The 18,161-nt window shown below is 70.5% G+C and carries 18 protein-coding genes and 2 riboswitches; of the genes, 9 read left to right on the forward strand and 9 right to left on the reverse strand.

Annotated features, from left to right (window positions below):
• Positions 1 to 13 precede the first annotated feature (13 nt).
• Entirely contained in the window at positions 14 to 514 is a 501-nt protein-coding gene (locus IE246_RS18190; RefSeq protein WP_189992303.1) for a cyclic nucleotide-binding domain-containing protein, read from the forward strand.
• A gap of 628 nt (positions 515 to 1,142) precedes the next feature.
• Here the strand turns inward: IE246_RS18190 and IE246_RS18195 are convergent.
• Positions 1,143 to 1,907: an SDR family NAD(P)-dependent oxidoreductase gene (locus IE246_RS18195; protein ID WP_229837370.1), complete on the reverse strand. Its 765-nt coding sequence runs from the start codon at positions 1,905 to 1,907 to the stop codon at positions 1,143 to 1,145.
• 234 nt (positions 1,908 to 2,141) lie between these two features.
• On the opposite strand from IE246_RS18195, the gene IE246_RS18200 reads away from it, so the two are divergent.
• From IE246_RS18200 to IE246_RS18220, 5 genes are all read left to right on the forward strand, one after another.
• Positions 2,142 to 2,645, forward strand: coding sequence for a PAS domain-containing protein (locus IE246_RS18200; protein ID WP_189992305.1), 504 nt, complete (start codon positions 2,142 to 2,144; stop codon positions 2,643 to 2,645).
• A gap of 62 nt (positions 2,646 to 2,707) precedes the next feature.
• Entirely contained in the window at positions 2,708 to 3,586 is an 879-nt protein-coding gene (locus tag IE246_RS18205) for an alpha/beta hydrolase (protein WP_189992307.1), read from the forward strand.
• Complete coding sequence (locus IE246_RS18210; protein WP_189992308.1) at positions 3,586 to 4,275, forward strand: RraA family protein; 690 nt, start codon at positions 3,586 to 3,588, stop codon at positions 4,273 to 4,275. The genes IE246_RS18205 and IE246_RS18210 overlap by 1 nt, the downstream gene beginning before the upstream one ends.
• Positions 4,276 to 4,302: 27 nt before the next feature.
• Positions 4,303 to 4,956: a c-type cytochrome gene (locus tag IE246_RS18215; RefSeq protein ID WP_189992310.1), complete on the forward strand. Its 654-nt coding sequence runs from the start codon at positions 4,303 to 4,305 to the stop codon at positions 4,954 to 4,956.
• 133 nt (positions 4,957 to 5,089) lie between these two features.
• The gene (locus tag IE246_RS18220; protein WP_229837371.1) at positions 5,090 to 5,581 is read left to right on the forward strand and encodes a DsrE family protein; all 492 of its coding nucleotides are present in this window, start codon (positions 5,090 to 5,092) and stop codon (positions 5,579 to 5,581) included.
• 190 nt (positions 5,582 to 5,771) lie between these two features.
• Here IE246_RS18220 and gcvP read toward each other — a convergent pair whose 3' ends face one another.
• The 3 genes from gcvP to gcvT all read right to left on the reverse strand — a co-directional run bounded on the left by gcvP (position 5,772) and on the right by gcvT (position 10,304).
• Positions 5,772 to 8,651, reverse strand: a complete 2,880-nt coding sequence (gcvP, locus tag IE246_RS18225) for an aminomethyl-transferring glycine dehydrogenase (protein WP_189992312.1) — start codon at positions 8,649 to 8,651, stop codon at positions 5,772 to 5,774.
• A 140-nt stretch (positions 8,652 to 8,791) separates the two neighbouring features.
• Positions 8,792 to 9,160, reverse strand: a complete 369-nt coding sequence (gcvH, locus tag IE246_RS18230) for a glycine cleavage system protein GcvH (RefSeq protein ID WP_189992314.1) — start codon at positions 9,158 to 9,160, stop codon at positions 8,792 to 8,794.
• Positions 9,161 to 9,203: 43 nt separating this feature from the next.
• Positions 9,204 to 10,304: a glycine cleavage system aminomethyltransferase GcvT gene (gcvT, locus tag IE246_RS18235; RefSeq protein ID WP_189992316.1), complete on the reverse strand. Its 1,101-nt coding sequence runs from the start codon at positions 10,302 to 10,304 to the stop codon at positions 9,204 to 9,206.
• 48 nt (positions 10,305 to 10,352) lie between these two features.
• Positions 10,353 to 10,455: riboswitch (glycine riboswitch) on the reverse strand.
• Positions 10,456 to 10,458: 3 nt separating this feature from the next.
• Positions 10,459 to 10,571: riboswitch (glycine riboswitch) on the reverse strand.
• Positions 10,572 to 10,773: 202 nt separating this feature from the next.
• Between gcvT and IE246_RS18240 the strand changes: the two genes are divergently transcribed.
• The gene (locus IE246_RS18240) at positions 10,774 to 11,721 is read left to right on the forward strand and encodes a homocysteine S-methyltransferase family protein (protein WP_189992318.1); all 948 of its coding nucleotides are present in this window, start codon (positions 10,774 to 10,776) and stop codon (positions 11,719 to 11,721) included.
• Between the two features lie 65 nt (positions 11,722 to 11,786).
• Here IE246_RS18240 and IE246_RS18245 read toward each other — a convergent pair whose 3' ends face one another.
• Both IE246_RS18245 and IE246_RS18250 read right to left on the reverse strand, forming a co-directional pair.
• Positions 11,787 to 12,332 (reverse strand): hypothetical protein, encoded by a 546-nt coding sequence (locus tag IE246_RS18245; protein WP_189992320.1) that lies wholly within the window; start codon positions 12,330 to 12,332, stop codon positions 11,787 to 11,789.
• Positions 12,333 to 12,350: 18 nt separating this feature from the next.
• Positions 12,351 to 12,590: a CDGSH iron-sulfur domain-containing protein gene (locus IE246_RS18250; RefSeq protein ID WP_189992322.1), complete on the reverse strand. Its 240-nt coding sequence runs from the start codon at positions 12,588 to 12,590 to the stop codon at positions 12,351 to 12,353.
• Between the two features lie 99 nt (positions 12,591 to 12,689).
• Here IE246_RS18250 and ispH point away from each other — a divergent pair, with 99 nt between their 5' ends.
• Together ispH and IE246_RS18260 are read left to right on the forward strand one after the other, a co-directional pair.
• Positions 12,690 to 13,634, forward strand: a complete 945-nt coding sequence (ispH, locus tag IE246_RS18255) for a 4-hydroxy-3-methylbut-2-enyl diphosphate reductase (protein ID WP_189992324.1) — start codon at positions 12,690 to 12,692, stop codon at positions 13,632 to 13,634.
• Between the two features lie 20 nt (positions 13,635 to 13,654).
• Positions 13,655 to 14,614 (forward strand): homoserine kinase, encoded by a 960-nt coding sequence (locus IE246_RS18260; protein ID WP_189992326.1) that lies wholly within the window; start codon positions 13,655 to 13,657, stop codon positions 14,612 to 14,614.
• Here the strand turns inward: IE246_RS18260 and IE246_RS18265 are convergent.
• The 3 genes from IE246_RS18265 to IE246_RS18275 all read right to left on the reverse strand — a co-directional run bounded on the left by IE246_RS18265 (position 14,602) and on the right by IE246_RS18275 (position 18,039).
• The gene (locus IE246_RS18265; protein WP_189992328.1) at positions 14,602 to 15,747 is read right to left on the reverse strand and encodes a hybrid sensor histidine kinase/response regulator; all 1,146 of its coding nucleotides are present in this window, start codon (positions 15,745 to 15,747) and stop codon (positions 14,602 to 14,604) included. The two genes, IE246_RS18260 and IE246_RS18265, sit on opposite strands and share 13 nt — an antisense overlap.
• A 287-nt stretch (positions 15,748 to 16,034) precedes the next feature.
• Positions 16,035 to 16,496: a response regulator gene (locus tag IE246_RS18270; protein ID WP_308434497.1), complete on the reverse strand. Its 462-nt coding sequence runs from the start codon at positions 16,494 to 16,496 to the stop codon at positions 16,035 to 16,037.
• On the reverse strand, positions 16,489 to 18,039 hold the full coding sequence (locus IE246_RS18275; RefSeq protein ID WP_189992330.1) for a sensor histidine kinase: 1,551 nt from the start codon (positions 18,037 to 18,039) through the stop codon (positions 16,489 to 16,491). Before IE246_RS18275 ends, IE246_RS18270 begins: the two co-directional genes overlap by 8 nt.
• Positions 18,040 to 18,161: the final 122 nt, after the last annotated feature.

The following is an 18,161-nucleotide window of genomic DNA, read 5'->3' on the forward strand; positions in this document are numbered from 1 at the left end:
GCAGGAGGACGGCATGCGCAAGGCCAAGGTGTTGGATCGTCGGGTGTTCCGCGAGGGTCAGGTGATTTTCCGGGAGGGCGAGCAGTCCTGGGCCGCGTTCCTGGTCGAATCCGGCTCGGTCGACATCATCAAGCAGGCCGAGGGCACGGTGCCGCGGCTGCTGGCGACCATCGGCGCCGGCGACCTGTTCGGCGAGATGGGGCTGATCGACGGCTCGCCGCGCAGCGCCACCGCGAGGGCCGCCGAGGTGACCGTCGTGCAGGTCATCAACGAGCGCGAGTTCCATCGCCTGCTGACCACCGCCGAGCCCGGGCTGGTGGCCCTGCTGAAGGTGCTGCTGCGGCGGCTGCGGGCGACCAATCAGGCGCTGGTCGAGGAACGCGGCGACGAGGTCATGCCGTCCGAGGCGGTACCCTGCCCGGCGACCATACCGGGACCGGGAACGATGCCGGGGCACGGTGTCCGGTCGGCGCCGCTCGTCAGCCACTCGGTCAGCGCGCTTCGCCCGGCCTGACCCTCGGGGCCGATCAGCCCCGCCAGCCAATCCTCGAATCCCCCCGTCCCGCGCACGGCGTGCAGCCGGCGCAGGATCTCCTCTTGGTGCATCGCCGGGAGCCGGCGGCCGGTCGCCGGGATCGAGGCGAGGGCCACCGGCGAGCCGCCCAGGCGCATCAGCCCGCGGCGCGCCGTGTACAGCAGCGCTCGCCCGGGGGCACGCGGCCCGCCCTCGACCCAGTCCAACGCGACGGTCACCCGGTCGTAGTTCACGCCGACCGCCTCGGTGGCGTCCATGCGCTCCAGGCCGGCCCGGTCGAGCCAGGTGATCCACAGCTCGGTCACCGTCCCCGGCGAGGCGGCGAGGGTGGCCGGAACCGAGCCGTAGCCGGCGAGGTGGGCGGCGTGCACCACGTCGACGTCGCGGGCCTGCAGGCGGGTCACCGGCACCGCCACTTCCATGCCGGCGAACTTGCGCGTGAGCTGCGCCGGCGCGCGGTTCGAGCCGACCGCGATCACCGGGGTGAGGTCGTCCAGGGGGTGGTCCGGCGCCAGCGGCAGGGCCTCGCCGGCGCGGAACAGGAAGTCGTCGTGGTGCGCGGCGTAGGGATAGCCGAGCGCGCGCGCCAGATGGTCGCTCGCGCCGCTCATCCCATCCACATGCCGCCGTTGACCTCCACCGTCTCGCCGGTGACGTAGCCGGACAGCGCCCGGGAGGCGAGATAGAGGATGGTGCCGGCGACCTCGTCGGCGCCGCCGAGCCGCTTCATCGGTACCGTGGCGGCGAGCTGCGACATCACCGCCGGCGGGGTGAAGCGGTCGTGGATCGGGGTGGTGATCACGCCTGGGGCGACGGCGTTCACGCGGATGCCTTCGGCGGCGTACTCCCGGGCCATCGAACGGGTGATCGACGCCACGTAGGCCTTGCTGGCAGCGTAGAACATGGTGCCCGACGACCCGCCGGTCCGTGCGGCGACCGAGGACAGGTTCACGATCGCGCCGCCGCCGCGGGCCCGCATGGCCGGCACCGCCGCCCGGCAGGCGGCGACCACCGACAGCGCGTTGACCCGGAACACGTCGAGCACGAAGTCGTCCACGACATCCTCGACCGTGTGCCGGCCGAGCAGGTCGCCGGCGTTGTTCACCAGCACGTCGATGCCGCCGAACGCCTGGACCGTCGCCTCGACGAGCCCCTCGACCGCGCCGGTGTCGCGCACGTCGGCCTGCAGGACGATGGCCTCGCCGCCGGCCGCGCGAACGGTCGCGGCGGTGGTCTCGGCACCCGCGACCGAGCGGTTGTAGTGCACGGCCACATGCGCGCCGTGGCGCCCGAATGCCATCGCCGCCGCGGCCCCGAGCCCGCTGGAGGCCCCGGTGACCAGCACCGCCTTGCCGCTCAGATCATCGATCACCCGAACCTCCCACCGCCCACTGGCGCCGTGTCGGAATGCCGTGGCGACAGTAGACCCCAGCACCGGGAGGCTCGGAACCGTCGCCCCGCGGGACCCTGCAATGCCGAAATCGGGTGGCTCGAGAAGAAAGATGCACGGCCCTGCACTTTCGGATTATCAGTTCGTACACATCGGCAATCTAGACTGTTCTCGGATGGCTTGCGGGTTGCACGGATGACGACGGAACATCCCAGCGTGGCACGGGCTATGGAACTCCTGGCGGAGGCCCAGACCGACGGGGTTCGCGATCTCGTGCGCAACTGGCTTTCGATCCATCCGAAGCACTGCCTGCCGGGCCGGCAGCACTTCGACCCGCTCGGCATTCCCCGCCTGCTCAAGAGCGTCGTCCTGACCGATGTCGAGCGCGACCCCTACCGGTTCCGGGTCCGGGTGCTCGGCACCGCCGTGGCCGATGCCTTCGGACGGGACTTCACCGGCAAGTACATGGACGAGGTGTTCGAAGGCCACCGGGAGTCGCTCAGCCACTCGATGCGGGTGCAGGTCGTGGAGACCGGGCTGCCGTGCCTGCGACCGGCGGTCGCCGGCACCTTCCGCGGCATGGACATCGCGCCGCAGGAAGGCATCCACCTGCCGCTGGCGACCGACGGCGAGACCGTGGACAACGTGCTCAGCATGTTCGTCTACGTGCCCGGCACGACCGACGACGCCAACGGGGTCTGGTTCCTCGCCAACCGGTGAGATCCGGTCGCCGTGCCGGCCCGAGCCGCTACAATGCGGCCGGAGACCGACGGAGGACGGCGATGTTCGAGGGGTTCGAGACGCGACGGATCACGGTCCGGGGGGCCGAGCTGAACCTGCGGGTCGGCGGCGACGGACCCCCGGTCCTGCTGCTGCACGGCTTTCCGCAGACCCACCTGGCGTGGCACCGGGTGGCGCCGGTCCTGGCCGAGCGGTTCACCCTGGTGGTGCCCGATCTGCCCGGCTACGGCGCCTCGCGCGGCCTCGCCCCGACGCCGGAAGCGTACTCCAAGCGCAACCTTGCCGCCGTCATGGTCGAGCTGATGGACGGTCTGGGCCACCGGCAGTTCGCGCTGGCCGGCCACGACCGCGGCGGGCGGATCGGGTATCGCCTCGCGCTCGACCACCCGGGCGTGCTGACCCGGTTCGCGCCGGTCGACATCTTGCCGACCCTCGAGGTCTGGGAGGCGATGGACTGGCAGGCGGCGCTCGGTGGCTACCACTGGCTGCTGCTGGCACAGCCGGCGCCGCTGCCCGAGACCCTGGTCGGCGCCGACGGTCCCGGCTACGTCCGCCACCTGGTCGATCGCTGGGCCGGGCACCGCGACCGCCTCGACCCGGCTGCAGTCGACGCCTACGCGGCGGCCTATGCGGATCCCGAGGTGGTCGCGGCGGCCTGCGCCGACTACCGCGCCGGCGCCACCCTGGACGCCGACTTCGACCGGGCCGACCGGACGGCCGGCCGCCGCATCGACTGCCCGGTGCTGCTGGTGTGGGCGCGCCGCTACCTGAAGGAGCGCGGGCGCCGGCATCTGGACGTGTGGCGCCGCTGGGCGGAGGATGTGCGCGAGGTGTCGCTCGACTGCGGGCACTTCGTCGCCGAGGAGGCGGCGGAGGACTGTGCGGCCGCGCTTCTAGGCTTTTTCTCGGGAGACCAGTGATGCTCGAAGACCCGCCGCTGCTGACCGTCCGCCGCAACTTCGCCCGCCCGAGCGCCAAGCAGATCGAGGCGTTCCGGGGTGCGCCGACGGCCCAGATCGTCGACGCCATGGACGGGCGCGGCGCCCTCGACCGGGCGATCAAGCCGCAGGTCCGGCCGGCGGCACCGGTGGTCGGCCCGGCGCTCACCGCCTTCGCCTATCCGGCCGACAACCTCGCGTTGCTCGGCTGTCTCGACGTGCTGGAGCCGGGTGACGTGGTGGTCTGCGCGACCGACGGCTATCGCGAGACCGCGCTGACCGGCGACCTGCTGGCCGGCATGCTGCGCAACGCCGGGGCGGTGGCGCTGGTGACCGACGGCGCGATCCGCGACCAGGACGGGGTCGAGGGCATGGGGCTGCCGGTCTGGCACGGCGGCGTCACCCCGAACTCGCCGGCGCGCTTCGGGCCCGGGACCATCGGGCTGCCGGTGACCTGCGGCGGCGTGCCGGTGGCGTCGGGCGACCTCATTGTCGCTGACCGCGACGGTGTCGTTGTCGTGCCGTTCGACCGGATCGACACGGTCGCCGAGCGGGTCGCGGCGATCCGCGAGGCCGAGGCCGAGACCGAGGCCAAGGTGAAGGCCGGCATGGTGCGGCCGCCCTGGCTCGATCACGTGTTCGGGACCGACCGGGTGCGCGAGGTCGAGTAGGGCGGAGACGGGGGCTATACTGCGGCCATGACCGAACGTCGTTTCGACCGGCAACGCCGGCTCAGCCGGATGGCCGGCATGAACCCCCGGGTCCCGCGCGAGCCCGGGCGCACCCTCGATCCGGAGCGGCGGCTGCGCGGCCTGGTCCAGCTCGAGGACGACGAGCCGGCGGAAGCCGGGGCGCCGCTCGGCCGGCTCGGCCGCCGCCTGGGCCCCAAGGGCCGGTTCCTGGTGGTGGCGGTCTTCATCGGCGTGGCCATCACCATGGGCAGCATCTACTGGGACCGGTGGAGCAACGAGAGCGCGACCGCCGCCGACCACGCCAACCCGGCCCAGGTCGCGCTCGGCCATACCCTGTACGACCAGCACTGTGCGTTCTGCCACGGCCCGGACCTGGCCGGGAAGCCGGGCTGGGACGGCGACTACCCGAGCGGCGGGCGTCCGCCGCTGCCGCTCGACGGCACCGGGGCGATCGCCCGTCTCGGTGACCGCGACCTGTTCGACGTCACCAAGTTCGGCGGCCAGCCGTTCTCGCCGCCGACCTACAAGAACGACATGCCGGGCTTCGAGGGGCGGCTCGCCGATGCCGACATCTGGGCGATCCTCGCCTTCGTGAAGTCGCGCTGGCCGGAAGAGGTCCGGGAGCGCCAGAAGGAAGCCGCCAAGGAGCGCGAAGGATAGGGGCGACCGTGTCGCTGACGCCGTCGTGAGGGCCGGTCGCGACGACGCGCATTTACATTCAAACATTTCCATTTTTGAATGGTTGGAACGAGCCGGCGGCGAAGCCGGCCGTCATCGGTTGGGAGGAAATGTCATGACCCGTCTGCCGTCCGTCTTCCGGACGCTCGTCATCCTGTTGTCCGTCGCCCTGGTTACGGCCGTCGTGCCGGCCGGCGCGGCGTTCGCCGGCCAGGCCAAGGCCGCGATTCCCGGGAACCACCGGCTGGCGCTGCAGATCAGCGACCAGGACCCGCAGAAGATGAACACCGTCCTGAACGTCGCGGCCAACGTCTCGCGGCTGTACGCCGAGCGCGGCGAAGAGGTCGAGATCAGGATCGTCGCGTTCAACGCCGGCCTGCACATGCTGCGCGAGGACACCGCCCCGGAGGGCGTCAAGAAGCGCGTCCAAGGGTTCGCCAAGAGCATGCCGAACGTCAGGTTCGCCGCCTGCAACAACACGATCCAGGGCATGGCCAAGAAGGAGGGCAAGACCCCGCCGCTGGTCGGCAATGCCGAGATCGTTCCGGCCGGCGTGGTGACCCTGATCGAGCTGGACGAGGCCGGCTGGACGATCGTGCGGCCGTAGGGGGTCGGGGCGTCCTGCGGCTTGGCAGGCCGTGGGTTCCGGCTCGGCCGCACCAGGGGTGGCGCGGCCGTCCGGAATGACGACGGGGGGAGAAGGCGGGACGAACCGCTCCCTCCTCCCGCCGTCATTCCGGACCGGGCCGCCGCCGGCGGCCCGGAGCCGGAAGCCACGGTGCGACGATGTCGACCGCCTACTCCGCCGCGTCCTGGTAGGCCTCGATCGGCGGGCAGCTGCAGACCAGGTTGCGGTCGCCGTAGACGTTGTCGATCCGCGACACCGGCGGCCAGTATTTGCTGGCCTCCATGCCCGGCGCCGGGAACGCTCCGGCGCGCCGCGGATACGGCCGGTCCCAGGCCGAGCCCAGCAGGTCGTCGGCGGTGTGCGGGGCGTTGCGCAGGGCCGAATGCTCGACCGGCACGTCGCCGTTCTCGATCGCCCGGATCTCCTCGCGGATCGCGATCATGGCGTCGCAGAACCGGTCGAGCTCGACCTTGCTCTCGCTCTCGGTCGGCTCGATCATCAGCGTGCCGGCCACCGGGAAGCTCATGGTCGGGGCGTGGAAGCCGAAGTCGATCAGGCGCTTGGCGACGTCGTCGACGGTGACGCCGCTGCTGTCCTTGATCGGCCGCAGGTCGATGATGCACTCGTGGGCGACCAGCCCGTTCGGCCCGGTGTAGAGCACCGGGTAGTGGTCCTCCAGCCGCTTGGCGACGTAGTTGGCGTTGAGGATCGCCATGCGGGTCGCCCGGGTCAGGCCCTCGGCGCCCATCATCCGGATGTAGGTCCAGCTGATCGGCAGGATCCCGGCCGAGCCGTAGGGGGCGGCCGACACCGCGCCGATGGCGGTCTCCAGGTTGTCGAGCTCGGAGTGGCCCGGCAGGTACGGCACCAGGTGCTCGGCCACGCCGATCGGGCCGACGCCCGGGCCGCCGCCGCCGTGCGGGATGCAGAAGGTCTTGTGCAGGTTCATGTGGCTGACGTCGGAGCCGAGCTCCTGCAGCGACACCAGGCCGACCAGCGCATTCAGGTTGGCGCCGTCGGTGTACACCTGCCCGCCGTGCTCGTGGACGATCGAGCAGATCTCCTTGACCCGCTCCTCGAACACGCCGTGGGTCGACGGGTAGGTGATCATCAGCGCCGCCAGGCTGTCGGCGTGCTGCGCCGCCTTGGCCCGCAGGTCGTCGACGTCGACGTTGCCGTGCGAGTCGCAGGCCACCACCACCACCCGCATGCCGGCCATGGCGGCCGAGGCCGGGTTGGTGCCGTGCGCCGAGGACGGGATCAGGCAGACGTCGCGATGGCCCTCGCCGCGGGCACGGTGGTAGGCGCGGATCACCAGCAGGCCGGCATACTCGCCCTGCGAGCCGGCGTTCGGTTGCACCGACACCGCGGCATAGCCGGTGGCGGCCGCCAGCATGCGCTCCAGCTCGGTGATCAGGCGGTGGTAGCCGATGGTCTGGTCGGCCGGCGCGAACGGATGGATGTTCGCGAACTCCGGCCAGGTGATCGGGATCATCTCGGCGGTGGCGTTCAGCTTCATGGTGCAGGAGCCGAGCGGGATCATCGCGCGGTCGAGCGCGATGTCCTTGTCCGAGAGCCGGCGCAGGTAGCGCAGCATCTCGGTCTCCGAGCGGTGCTGGTGGAACACCGGATGGGTCAGGAAGGCGGAGGTCCGGACCAGGTCCTCGGGCAGCGCGTCGGCGACCTCGGCCTCGATCGCGTCGAAGTCGAGCTCCGCCTCCGAGCCCTGGCGGAAACAGGTCCAGAGCTTCTCGACGGTGGCGCGGTCGCAGGTCTCGTCGAGCGACACCGCGACCCCGTCGTCCTCGAGCCGCAGGTTCAGGCCCTCGACCCGGGCGGTCTCCCAGATCGTCGCCCCCCAGTCCCTGGTCTTGACGGTGACGGTGTCGAAGAAGCGGTCGCTGTCGAGCTCGTAGCCGAGCCGGCGCACGCCCTCGGCCAGCACCGCGGCCAGGCGGTGCACCCGGCGGGCGATCCGGGTCAGGCCCTCGGGGCCGTGGTACACGGCGTACATCGAGGCGATCACCGCCAGCAGCACCTGCGCGGTGCAGATGTTGGAGGTCGCCTTCTCGCGGCGGATGTGCTGCTCGCGGGTCTGCAGGGCCAGGCGATAGGCCGGGCGCCCGGCGGCGTCGACCGACACCCCGACCAGCCGGCCGGGCATCGAGCGCTTGTGGGCGTCCTTGGTCGCCATGTAGGCGGCGTGCGGCCCGCCGAACCCGAACGGCACGCCGAACCGCTGGGTCGAGCCGATCACCACGTCGGCCCCCCATTCGCCCGGCGGCGTCAGCAGGGTGAGGGCCAGCGGGTCGGCCGCCACCACCACCAGGGCGTCGTTGCCGTGCGCGCGCTCGACGATGTCGGCGTAGTGATGCACGCCGCCGCGGGTCGCCGGGTACTGCAGCAGGAAGCCGAAGGCCTCGGCCGGCAGGCCGGCGAACTCGTCGCCGACCACCACTTCGATGCCCATCGGCTCGGCCCGGGTCCGCATCACCTCGATGGTCTGCGAGTGGCAGCGCTCGGAGACGAAGAACTGGTCGCCCTTGTTCCGGGCGAGCTTGCGCACCAGCATCATCGCCTCGGCCGCCGCCGTGCCCTCGTCGAGCAGCGAGGCGTTGGCGATGTCCATCCCGGTCAGCTCGGCCACCATGGTCTGGAAGTTCAGCAGCGCCTCCAGCCGGCCCTGGCTGATCTCCGGCTGGTACGGCGTGTAGGCCGTGTACCAGGCCGGGTTCTCGAGGATGTTCCGCAGGATCACGCCCGGCGTCACGGTGCCGTAGTAGCCCTGACCGATGAGCGACTTCACGACCTTGTTCTGGCCGGCGATCTCGGCCAGCTCGGCCAGGGTCTCGGCCTCGCCGCGCGGGGCGTCCAGGGTCATCGGCCGTTCCCGGCGGATGCCCCTGGGCACGGCGGCGTCGGTCAAGTCGGACAGCGAGTCGTAGCCGAGGGCGTCGAGCATCGCCGCCGTCTCGTCGTCGCTCGGGCCGATATGGCGCTGCACGAAGGCGTCGTGCGCGGTCAGCTCGTTCAGGGTGGGCCGGGTCATGCTGTCCTGTCCTCCTGCCCCCCTGCGTGGTCCCCGCCGCCGCGGGGACACCTCAGGGTGAGGGCGGCTTCAACGATCGGGTCTCTCGGCGGTCTCTGGCATCCTGAGGAGCCCGCCGCCCAGCGGCGGGCCTCGACGGATCAGTCGCCGGCGTGGGCCTTGTAGGCGTCCTCGTCCATCAGGCCGTCGAGCTCGCCCGGATCGGACAGCCGGATCTTGAAGAACCAGCCGGCACCGGTCGGCTCGGCGTTGACGGTCTGCGGCGCGTCGACCAGGGCGGCGTTGACCTCGACGATCTCGCCGGACACCGGGGCGTAGATCTCGCTGGCGGCCTTGACCGACTCGACGACGCCGGCGGCGTCGCCCTTGGCGACGGTGCTGCCGGTCTCCGGCAGTTCGACGAACACCACGTCGCCGAGCTGTTCCTGGGCGTGGTCGGTGATCCCGACGGTGCCGATCGCGCCATCGACGCGGATCCACTCATGGTCCTCGGTGTACTTCACGGTCATCGCACGCTCCTGCGCAGGTCCACGTCAAACTGGTGAAAGGTCGTCAACGCTTGTAGCCCGGGGCCACGAACGGCAGCTTGGCTACCCGCGCGGGAAGCGGCTTGCCGCGCACCACCAGGCGCACCTCGGTGCCCTCGGCCGCGAACGCGGTCTCGACGTAGCCCATGGCCACCGGGCCGTCGACGGTCGGCCCGAAGCCGCCGCTGGTCACCTTGCCGATCGGCCGGCCGTCCAGGTCGGTGATCTCGGTGCCCTCGCGCGCCGGTGCCCGGCCCTCCGGCTTCAGGCCGACGCGACGCCGGCTGGTGCCGTTGGCGATCTCGTCCTGGATGCGGGCGGCGCCGGGGAAGCCGCCCTGCTCGCGCCGGCGCTTGCCGATGCTCCAGGTCAGGGCCGCCTCGATCGGCGAGGTGGTGGTGTCGATGTCGTGGCCATACAGGCACAGCCCGGCCTCGAGACGCAGGGAATCGCGGGCGCCGAGGCCGATCGGCTCGACCTCGGGATGCGCCAGCAGCTTCTCGGCCAGGGCCTCGGCCCGGTCGGCCGGCACCGAGATCTCGTAGCCGTCCTCGCCGGTGTAGCCGGAGCGGGTGACGAAGCAGGGGATGCCGGCGACGTCCATGGTCCGGAAGGTCATGAAGGTCATCTCGGCGGCTTCCGGCGCAAGCGTGGCCAGCACCGCCGCGGCTGACGGGCCCTGCAGGGCCAGCAGCGCCCGGTCGGCCAGCTCGGTCAGCTCGGCGCCGAAGGTCGCCCGCAGCAGCGCGGTGTCGGCCTCCTTGCAGGCGGCGTTGACCACCACGAACAGGTGGTCGCCGGCATTGGTGACCATCAGGTCGTCCAGGATGCCGCCGTCGGCGTTGGTGAACTGGGTGTAGCGGGTGCGGCCTTCGCCGAGCCCGGCGATGTCGCCCGGCACCAGGGTCTCGAACCGGGCCGCCGCGTCGGCGCCGTCGACCCGAAGCTGGCCCATGTGCGAAACGTCGAACAGCCCGGCCTTGGCGCGGGTATGGCGGTGCTCGCCGAGGACGCCGAGCGGGAACTGCACCGGCATCAGGTAGCCGGCGAACGGCACCATCTTGGCGCCGAGGCGCTGGTGCAGCGCGGTGAGCGGGGTGGTCTTCAGGTCCTGCGACTCGGTCATCGGTCCTCCGGCGACGGCTCCGCAACGGCGGAATGCCGTGCGTGCCCCCTCTGTCCGAAAGACCTGAGAGATTGGCCGGGCGGATAGGCGTCCCGGCTTTCCCCGTCGGTGAGGCGGGCGGCGATGGTCTGCCGGCGCCTGCTCTCCAGAGTCACCTCGCCTCGGGGTACCTTCGCCTGAGAGTTTCCGGGGCGGTTGCTCCTTCGGCGTCGACCGCAGTCACCGGCTCGTCACCGGAGGCCCGTCGCTCTCTCCCCCGAGAGTCGTGGGTTATGAGGCCGCCAGAATACCCAGCTCGGGCCGGCTTGCAAGAGTCGGCTTGCAGGAGTCTGCCGGCCGTCTCGCCCGCCGCCGCCGGAATCTGTCGGGCTGAAACAAATGAAACAGCCGAGTCGTCACCCCGATACACGCGATGGTTAAGACCGCTGCCGCATTCCTGGGACGGTGGGGATTTCGCGAGGTGACGGACATGACGAGATACAGAGACGCGCTGCCGCAGCTGGGCGACCGGCTGTTCCTGACGGATGGCGGGATCGAGACCACGCTGATCTTCCACGAAGGACTGGATCTGCCCTACTTCGCCGCCTTCCACCTGCTGAAGGACGCCGGCGGGACGGGTGCGCTGAAGGACTACTACCGTCGTCACGCGGCGATCGCCCGCGACAGCGGCACCGGCTTCATCCTGGAGAGCGCGACCTGGCGTGCCAGTGCCGACTGGGGCGACAAGCTCGGCTACTCGCGCAACGCCCTCGACGATGCGAATCGCAAGGCGATCGAGATGCTGCACGAGCTGCGCGACGAGCTCGAGACCGGGGCCACGCCGATGGTGGTCAGCGGCTGCGTCGGCCCGCGCGGCGACGGCTACGACCCGGGCAGCGTCATGACCGCGGCCGAGGCCGAGGCCTATCACGCCCGCCAGATCGGGGTGTTCGCCGAGGCCGGGGCCGACATGGTCACCGCGATCACCATGACCAACGTGCCGGAGGCGATCGGGGTGACCCGGGCGGCACGGGCGAGGGGAATGCCGGTGGCGATCTCATTCACCGTCGAGACCGACGGCCGGCTGCCGACCGGCGAGCCGCTGTGGGATGCGGTCTCGGCGGTCGATTCGGCGACCGGCAGCGGTCCGGCCTACTACATGATCAACTGCGCGCATCCGAGCCATTTCGCCGGCCAGCTCGAGGCCGGCGAGGCCTGGGTCGACCGCATCCGCGGGCTGCGCGCCAACGCCTCGCGGTGCAGCCATGCCGAGCTCGACCAGGCGACCGAGCTCGACACCGGCGACCCGGTGGAACTCGGCCGGCTGTACCGCGAACTGCGTGGCCGGTTCGGGCACATCAACGTGCTGGGCGGCTGCTGCGGCACCGATCATCGGCACATCGAGCAGATCTGCGATCACTGTCGGCAGGCGGCATGATGCGCGGGCGCGGGGGACGTGACGGTCGCCCGCGTCGGGTTTCGCCGGTACGGTCGGACGGCGTCCTACGGCCGCTGGCGGCGGTTGAACTCGAGCTGCTCCGGGCTGAGCTGGAAGCCGACCAGCACCCGGGTCTGCCGGAAGCCGCGATCGGCCGGCGTCGGAATCCGCAGCGACAGCTCCTCGCGCCGGGCCAGCCGCCGGCTGTTGCCTTCGAACGGGACGGCGACGTCGAACACCTGCTTGGCGGTGATGTTGCCGGGCCCGTCCTCGACCGCGACGAAGTACTGCAGGTCGGCCTGCCGGCTCTTGTCGGCCGGCCCGCGCTCGACCCGGATGTCGACGGCCAGATCGATGTCGACACCCTTCTCGTCGTACTCGCAGATCGTCTGGACGGAGGAGATCCGACCTGAGAACCGGACCTCCGTCAGGTCACGGCCGCCACCCGGCGCGAACTGCGTGAAGCTGTCCAGCGGCGCCGGGGTCCCGGCCGGCGGGCACGGCGGCGGCGGTGCGTCCGAGGCGCAGCCGGCCAGCGACAGGGCAAGCGGCACGAGAGCGGCCGACAGGGTGGCCAGGGCGAATCGACGCATCGCGGGGGCAGCCGTCATCGTGATTTCGGGGCCGGTCTAGAGGCTGAGATGGGTATCGTCGCACAGCGGCTTGGTCTTGGTCGCCTTGCAGCCGCAGAAATACACGGTCTCGGCCTGTTCCGCCTTGTAGCGGACCGGGACGATCCCGGTGCCGGCGTGCGAGGCGTCGCAGAACGGCTGCCGCTTGCTGAGGCCGCAGGCGCACCACAGATACGTCCGGCCGGCCTCGACGTCGACCGCGAAGGGTTCCTTCTGTGCGCAGACCGGATCCGTCATCGGCTGTCTCCCTGGCGGCAGCAACGCGGCGGACGATAGCCCGGCGGCCCGGTCGGCGCAATTGACGGCGCCTGCCATTCGCGAGAAAACCGCCCGGCCATGACCGAACCGCTCACCATCGTCCTCGCCGCGCCGCGGGGGTTCTGCGCCGGGGTCGACCGGGCCATCCAGATCGTCGAGCGGGCGCTCGAGAAATGGGGGGCGCCGGTCTACGTCCGGCACGAGATCGTGCACAACCGGCACGTCGTGCAGTCGCTCGAGGCGCTGGGCGCGGTGTTTGTCGAGGAGCTCGACGAGTGCCCGGTCGACCGGCCGGTGGTATTCAGCGCGCACGGCGTGCCGAAGTCGGTGCCGGCCGACGCCGAGCGCCGCAACATGGTATACGTCGACGCCACCTGCCCGCTGGTCAGCAAGGTCCATCTGGAGGCCGAGCGCCACCACAGGCGCGGCCGCCACGTGGTGCTGATCGGCCATGCCGGCCACCCGGAGGTGATCGGCACCATGGGGCAGTTGCCCGAAGGCGCGATGTCGCTGGTCGAGGACGAGGCCCAGGCCGAGGCGTTCGAGCCGCCGGCCCCGGGGACGCCGCTGGCGTTCGCGACCCAGACCACCCTGTCGGTCGACGACACCGCCCGCATCGTCGAGATCTTGCGTCGGCGGTTCCCGGACGTGGCGGCGCCGAACAAGGAAGACATCTGCTACGCCACCACCAACCGGCAGGAAGCGGTCAAGGCGATCGCCGCCGCGGTCGACGCGTTCGTGGTGATCGGCTCGCCGAACTCCTCCAACTCCAAGCGCCTGGTCGAGGTCGCCAAGGCGGCCGGCTGCGCCGACGCCCGGCTGATCGCCGGCGCGGCCGAGGTCGATGGCGGCTGGCTCGCGGGCGTGCGGCGCCTCGGCATCAGCGCCGGCGCCTCGGCGCCGGAGAGCCTGGTCGAGGACGTCGTCGCGGCCTGCCGCGCGCTGCGCCCGGTGACGGTCGAGGAAGTCGCGGTCGCCCGCGAGGACGTGCGCTTCAAACTGCCTCGCGAGCTCGCCTCCTAGGCCTCACCCCCGAGTATTCCATGGCGGTCTACACCCCGGTTTCCGACGACGAACTGCAGACCTTCCTCGCCGACTACGACATCGGCGAGGTAACGTCCTTCGCGGGCATCGCCGAAGGCGTCGAGAACTCCAACTTCCTGGTCCGCACCACGCGCTCGACCTACATCCTGACGCTCTACGAGAAGCGGGTGAAGTCGGACGACCTGCCGTTCTTCGTCGGCCTGATGGAGCATCTCGCCGACAAGGGCCTGAGCTGCCCGCGGCCGGTGCCGTCGCGCGACGGGGCTACGCTGCGTACCCTGAACGGCCGGCCGGCGGCGGTCGTCACCTTCCTTGAGGGCATGTGGCACCGGCGCATCCAGCCGGCCTACTGCCGCTCGCTCGGCGCCGCGATGGCCGAGATGCACGTGGCCGGCGCCGACTTCCCGATGACCCGGGCCAACGACCTGTCGGTGGCCGGCTGGCGGCCGCTGCTCGAGGCCTGCGGGATGCAGTCGAACCAGATCTACCACGGGCTGTACAACGCCCTGAACCAGGAGCTCGGCTTCCTGGAGCGGGTCTGGCCGACCGGCCTGCCGACCGGCACCATCCACGCCGACCTGTTCCCGGACAACGTGTTCTTCCTGGGCGGCGAGGTGTCGGGGATCATCGACTTCTACTTCGCCTGCACCGACGCGCTGGCCTACGACCTGGCGATCTGCCTGAACGCCTGGTGCTTCGAGCCGGACGGCAGCTTCAACGTGACCAAGGCCCGCCAGCTGGTGACCGGCTACCAGACGGTGCGGACGCTGTCGGCGGCCGAGCGCGAGGCGATGCCGATCCTGGCCCGCGGCTCGGCCCTGCGGTTCCTGCTGACCCGCCTGTACGACTGGCTGAACCACCCCGAGGGCGCGTTCGTGAAGCCCAAGGACCCGATGGAGTACCACCAGAAGCTGCGGTTCCACCAATCGGCGTCGGGCTCGGCCGCCTACGGGCTGTGAGTTTCCGGCGGCGGAGACAGGCGTTCGGCCGGGATCGTCACCGTCGCGGTGGTACCCGAGCCGGGCTTGCTGTCGAACGAAAGAAGCAGCCCCAGCTGCTCGGTCAGTGACCTGACGATGGCCAGTCCCAGCCCGCTGCCCGCCGTCGACCGGACATAGGCGTTGTTCCGTACCCGGACGAACGGGCGCAGGGCCGATTCGATCTCCTCCTCGGTCATGCCGATTCCGCTGTCCCGGATCTCGATCCGGATGCCGCCGTCGTCGAGTTCGGCGGTCAGCACCACCTCGCCGCCGGGCAGCGTGTACTTCGTCGCGTTGGACAGCAGGTTGAGGACGATCTGGTGCAGGCCGGCCCGGTCGGACCGCACCTCCGGCAGGTCGGCCGGGCAGAGCAGCCGGACCGTCACGTCGTGCTGCCCGGCCAGCGGCTCGTTGGCTTGCACGACCTCTTCGAACAGCCGGGGGAGATCCAGGGCATCGTCGCCGAGCAGGAACTGCCCGGCCTCGATCCGGGCGATGTCGAGCAGATTGTCGACCAGATGCAGAAGCTGCTGGCCGCCCTCCAGAATGCAGCGGGCGTATTCCAGGACCCGGGTCGGCCTGCGGGCGAGCTTGCCGGTGAGCAGCATCGTCGAGAAGCCGATGATGGCGTTCAGCGGGGTCCGCAGCTCGTGGCTCATGGCGGCCAGGAACACGGACTTGGCCCGGTTCGCCTGGGCCGCTTCGTTCCATGCCGCTTGCAGCTGCTCGCTCTGGCGGCGCAGTTCCAACTGGTCGCTGTGTCCCTTGATGACGTAGCGGATCGTCCGCTCGAGGACCCGGTCCGACAGGTCCGCCTTGTTCAGGTGCTCGGCCGCGCCGGCGAGCATCGCGAGGTCGTCGATGCTGGCGTCGTCGGAGCCGGTGAGCAGGATCGACGGCGCGACCGCCCGGTTGCCGCCGATCTGGCGGATCACGTCGGTGCCGTACCGCTGCCCCAGCCGTTGATCCATCAGAATGACGTCGACCGGAGCCTCGTCCAGGATCTCCCGAAGCGCGTCGGGATCGTCGCATTCCCGGACCGAGAAACGGCAGGAGCGGGCACGCGTCAGGTATCGGCGGATGATCAGGCGGTCGCCGGGATCGTCGTCCACGACCACCACGCGCACCGGAGTGACGGGAATCCGCTTGCCCCAGCGCCCTCCTCTCGGCGTCGACAGCGGAGGCGTTCTACCAGTATCGGCCGATGCGGCTGCGTACGCGCTCATTGGGGACTCCCGGCCGTGGGCAGGACTTCATTCGCGCAGGGTGGATTTCCACCTATAAGAGAACAGGAACTCTTCGGCTAATTTATTGTTTGCGTGAACCGGTTAAGAGGAGGTTAGCGTCACCCGCAACGGAGAACGGCGGAACCGGCGCCCCGGTTCCTTGGCGGGCAGCGTCAGTCCGCCCGCGACACCAGGCCGAACCAGTAGTTCTGAATGATGATGGCGGCCCGTACCATGCCGGCCATGCCGACAGGCTTGGTGATGTAGGAATTGGCGCCGCGGTCATAGCTGTCGGCCACGTCGGCCACGTCGCTGGACGTGGTGAACACCACCAGCGGGATGCGGCGCAGGGTCGGGTCGTCCTTGATCCGGGTCAGCGCTTCGCGTCCGTCCATGCCGGGCATGTTGAGGTCGAGCAGGATCAGTCCGGGCCGGGGCGCGGTCGCGGGGTCGGCGTACTCGCCGCGACGGTGGAGGAAGTCGAGCAGCTCGCCACCGTCGGAGACCCGAAAGAACGGATTGGCGATCTCCGCTTTCGCGAAGGCGCGGCGCGCGACGTACACGTCGTCGTCGTCATCGTCGGCCATGAGGATGGCTTGGCGGGGCAGCGGGTCGGTGAGCGCGGATCTAGCCATGCCGTACCTCCTGTCGAAGCGGGAGTACGACTCGGAATGTGGCGCCCCCGTCCGGCCGTCCTTCCGCTTCGATGGTGCCAGTATGAAGCCGAACGATCCGGTGGCACAAGGCGAGGCCCAGACCGACCCCGTCGACCCCCTTGCGACCCTGCAGGCGCTTGAACGGCTCGAAGATCGCCTCGGCGAACGCCTGTTCGAAGCCGATACCGTTGTCGGCGATCGAGATCACGCACTCGTCTCTGCCGGGAACCGCTGCCCGGCGCTCGGCGGTGATCGAGATCCGCAACGGCCGGTGCGGCGACCGGTACTTGAGGGCGTTGCTGAGCAGGTTCTGGAAGACCTGATGGAGGCGGGCGGCGTCGCCCTCGACGACCGGAAGCTCCTCGGCCGAGATCACGGCACCGGCCTCCTCGACCTGGATATCGAGGTCGCAGCAGACCGCGTGCCAGAGTTCCGCCAGGTCGACCTCGCCGATCTCGAGTTCGGCCAGCCCGGCCCGCGAGTACGCGAGGATGCCGTCGATCATGCGGCCCATGCGGGTGGCCCCGTCGACCATGACCTCGACGTAGCGCTGCCCGTCCTCGTCGAGCCGGTCGCCGTACTCGGACAGCAGGAAATCCCCGAAGGTGCGGATCTTGCGCAGTGGTTCCTTGAGGTCATGCGAGGCCGCGCTGGCGAACAGCCGCAGCTCCGAGTTCGAGCGTTCCAGGTCTTCGGATTGCCGCTTCAGGGTCCGGTTCAGGCGTTCCAGTTCGCGCGTATGCAGGAGCAGGGCGGTCTCGGCCTCCTTCCGGGCGGTGATGTCGCGGATGATGCCGACGAAGCTGCGGTCGTCGCCCTGCTGCGCCTCGCCGACCGACAGCTCGATCGGGAACACGCTGCCGTCCTTGCGGCGGGCGGCGACTTCGCGGCCGATGCCGATGATCCTGCGTTCGCCGGTGTCCAGATAGCGCCGGAGATACTCGTCGTGCTGGCCGTGATACGGCTCCGGCATCAGCATGCGGACGTTGCGGCCGACCACCTCGTCGGCGGGGTAGCCGAACAGGGTCTCGCAGGCCTTGTTGAAGGTCCGTACGGTGCCGTCGGCGTCGATCAGGATAACACCGTCGACTGCGGTGTCGATCACCGCGCGCAGCCGTTCCAGGCTGTCGGACAGCTCCTGCTCGGCCTGCTTGCGGGCGGTGATGTCGCGGATGATGCCGACGAAGCTGCGGTCGTCGCCCTGCTGCGCCTCGCCGACCGACAGCTCGATCGGGAACACGCTGCCGTCCTTGCGGCGGGCGGCGACTTCGCGGCCGATGCCGATGATCCTGCGTTCGCCGGTGTCGAGATAGCGCCGGAGATAGCCGTCGTGCTGGCCGTGATACGGCTCCGGCATCAGCATGCGGACGTTGCGGCCGACCACCTCCGCGGCGGCGTAGCCGAACAGGGTCTCGCAGGCCTTGTTGAAGGTCTGCACGGTGCCGTCGGCGTCGATCAGGATGACGCCGTCGACCGCGGTCTCGATCACCGCGCGCAGCCGTTGGCCGTCGTCCGACGTCATGGTGCGGTCCTCCGGTCGATCGCCGCATTATCGGATCGCCAGGACGACCCGTCGACAACCCTTTCGTGCGGCGGGGGCCGAACCCTGTCCGGCAGGCTGGACGCAGGGAGGCGGTATCCGCA

This window comes from Thalassobaculum fulvum, from assembly GCF_014652915.1.
GTDB classification, from domain to species: Bacteria; Pseudomonadota; Alphaproteobacteria; order Thalassobaculales; family Thalassobaculaceae; genus Thalassobaculum_A; species Thalassobaculum_A fulvum.